The organism is Citrobacter sp. Cpo142 (genome assembly GCF_030332425.1).
GTDB lineage: Bacteria > Pseudomonadota > Gammaproteobacteria > Enterobacterales > Enterobacteriaceae > Citrobacter > Citrobacter portucalensis.
Map to the genome: position 1 here is coordinate 1 of NZ_JAOWHW010000128.1, position 2,400 is coordinate 2,400.

Below are 2,400 nucleotides of genomic sequence, written 5' to 3' on the forward strand. Positions count from 1 at the left end.
GCGGCCTTTTTCAGGATATCCCGTTCTTCTTCGGTACGTTTTAGCTGTGCCCGTAGTTTCAGGATCTCGCTTTTGGCTTCCAGTAAATCCCGGGCATGCTGCTCGCTGTTATCCGGTTTGATAGCCCGTAGCCACTTGTAGAGGCTGTGGGCAGAAACGCCCAGACGGTCAGATACTTCGGCAACGGAATAACCGCGTTCCGTTATCTGTCGGACGGCTTCTTCCTTAAATTCAGGTGTAAATCGTGGTGTGCCCATATGCTCCCCCTATGCTCAAACTATAGGGCAGGATCGTATACCGGGGTGGGGTCAGTCCAACTATAGGGCAGATTTGTCTACGGGCTCGGGGGCACTCCACACCTTTAATCAGGTGGCCAAATTTACTGTGCCACTACAGTCGAACAATCACATAGAGCGATAAAATCAGACACTTCAGGACAGATTCATCCAAGAAACCGTCTCAAAGACATCAGCAGTGTCGAGGGCGTCAATTCCTTGCTGGATATTCTTATATCGGATTCCAATCGGTCGCTTAACAGACCAGTATAATTCTTGAAAGGCTTGTATTTTCCAAACGTGGAAATCCGAAAAGGTTTAGATGATATCAAGTCCAGCCCGGAATCTCAGTGAGATAAAAGGATATGATTGTCTGATACCTGATACTGACCATTTCACGGACAGAAACTGAGTAACAGTTCATATAGACAATTCCTTAACAAAAATGAGGCATATTTACCCCCTTATTTGTCGTTTTGTTCATGACAATAGACGCTATCCTACTGGAACCCTGACGTACACAGAACCAGGATACTATTATTCGACCATTTTTCCCCCGTGAGGAATGGTCTTTTTTTCATTAACTTGCCATTACCCCGATGAATTTGAAGCCCAGAATACCGGTGCATTAAGTCCTAAAAATAACGATTACCTACACATACCTCACATTTGTTACATTGCACAACAATTAAGCAACGTGGCTATCTGAACCATAAGCTGGTATGATATTTGCACACTGATTAGACTGGCCCCCTGAATCTCCAGACAGTTGGTATCACTTAAGTTAGTGATAGTCTTAATACTAGTTTTTAGACTAGTCGTTGGAGTCCGAATGATTGATGTTTTAGGTCCAGAGAAGCGCAGACGGCGAAGTGTTCAGGAAAAAATCGCCATTGTTCAGCAGAGTTTTGAGCCCGGAATGACCGTGTCGCTGGTCGCCCGTCAGCATGGCGTTGCTGCCAGTCAGCTGTTCCTGTGGCGTAAGCAGTATCAGGAAGGCAGCCTTACAGCCGTTGCCGCAGGAGAACAGGTTGTGCCCGCGTCGGAGCTGGCATCTGCGATGAAGCAAATTAAAGAGCTGCAGCGCCTGTTGGGCAAGAAAACCATGGAAAACGAGCTGCTAAAAGAAGCCGTTGAATATGGCCGACAAAAAAAGTGGATAGCGCACGTGCCCTTGTTGCCGGAGGATGGCGAATAAGCCTTGTCAGTCGTTGCCTCCGGGTCTCACGTGCGCAACTGCATGCCATGGCCCGTCGGTCGAAGGACTGGCAGGATCGTCGGTGCAAGCGCAAGCCTGATGATACTGACGCGCTGGCCCGTATCCATACCGTTATCGGCGATCTGCCCACCTATGGTTATCGTCGGGTATGGGCACTGCTGCGCAGACAATCAGAAACTGACGACATGGCGGTGATCAATGCCAAACGCGTATACCGCATCATGCGTCAGAATGCGCTGCTGCTTGAGCGTAAACCGGAAATACCGCCATCGAAGCGGGCGCATACAGGGAAAGTGGCCGTTGGAGAAAGTAACCAGCGGTGGTGCTCTGACGGCTTCGAGTTCAGCTGTGATAACGGTGAAAAACTGCGGGTCACGTTCGCTCTGGACTGTTGCGATCGCGAGGCACTTTACTGGGCGGCCAGTAACGGTGGATATGACAGTGAAACCGTGCAGGACGTCATGCTGGGTGCCGTGGAGCGTCGCTTCGGTAACAGCCTGCCGACATCCCCAGTTGAGTGGCTGACAGACAACGGTTCAGCCTACCGTTCTTATCAGACGCGTCAGTTCGCCAGAATGGTAGGACTGGAGCCTAAACATACGGCGGTACGTAGCCCGGAAAGCAACGGGATGGCAGAGAGCTTCGTGAAAACGATGAAGCGCGATTACATCAGCATCATGCCGAAACCCGACGGGTTAACAGCGGTAAAGAACCTTGCGGAGGCCTTCGAACATTACAACGAATGGCATCCGCATAGTGCACTGGGGTATCGTTCGCCACGGGAATATCTGCGGCGACGAACCAGTCATGGGTTAAGTGATAAAAAGGGCACTGTTGCAAAGTTAGCGATGAGGCAGCCTTTTGTCTTATTCAAAGGCCTTACATTTCAAAAACTCTGCTTACCAG

At 49.9% G+C, this 2,400-nt stretch carries 1 protein-coding gene and 1 pseudogene; one reads left to right on the forward strand and one right to left on the reverse strand.

What is annotated here, in order from left to right:
- On the reverse strand, positions 1 to 257 hold a 257-nt coding region (locus OGY18_RS17375; RefSeq protein WP_032951342.1), incomplete at its 3' end, for a transposase.
- 850 nt (positions 258 to 1,107) lie between these two features.
- Between OGY18_RS17375 and OGY18_RS17380 the strand changes: the two are divergent.
- A pseudogene (locus OGY18_RS17380) lies at positions 1,108 to 2,312 on the forward strand (IS3-like element ISEc36 family transposase); the annotation flags it as partial.
- Positions 2,313 to 2,400: the final 88 nt, after the last annotated feature.